This window comes from Streptomyces poriticola (genome assembly GCF_036689765.1).
Taxonomy (GTDB): domain Bacteria; phylum Actinomycetota; class Actinomycetes; order Streptomycetales; family Streptomycetaceae; genus Streptomyces; species Streptomyces poriticola.
Genome location: NZ_JBAGKH010000103.1, coordinates 1 through 561, shown reverse-complemented (window position 1 = coordinate 561; position 561 = coordinate 1). Strand labels below are relative to the sequence as shown.

At 71.7% G+C, this 561-nt stretch carries 1 pseudogene; it reads left to right on the top strand.

The features are described 5' to 3' along the window. Positions 1 to 53: 53 nt before the first annotated feature. A pseudogene (locus V5O46_RS31635) lies at positions 54 to 561 on the top strand (hypothetical protein); the annotation flags it as partial.

Genomic DNA, 561 nt, shown 5'->3' with positions numbered 1-561 from the left:
GATATGCCCGGGGGCTGGTCGGCGGCGCCGATGGGGCAGGGGGCGGGGGGCCCGTGATCAAGCCCGAGGCTGTTCCGCTGTTCACCGGAGATCTGGGGCAGCTGGAGCAGCACGTGGACGCGCTCCGGGCCGACGGCGACGGTATCCGCAAGGCGGGAGGCGAAGCGCACCGGCAGTTCCAGGGGCTGTCCGCGTTCTACGAGGCGCCGGAGGCGGAGCAGTTGTTCGCGTCGACCGCGCCCGCCCGGGATGCCGCCGACGCCTTCGCCGACAAGGTCGCCAGGGTCGCGGACGCCCTGTCCGCCTACGCCGCCGAGGTCGCGCCCGTCGCGAGGCGGCTGGAACAGCTGCAGCGCGACGCCGTCGCGTTCGTCGCCGGGCTGAGAACCGACAGCGGCGAGTTCGACGAGAAGTGGACCGAGGACGCGGACAAGGTCGCCGGGCATCAGGCGCTGATGCATGACGTGGCGGTGGCGCAGGAGCAGTTCACGGCAGCGGAGATCGCCTGCCACAACAGGATCACCGCGCTGGTCGGCGGCACGCAGTACGTGATGAACACAG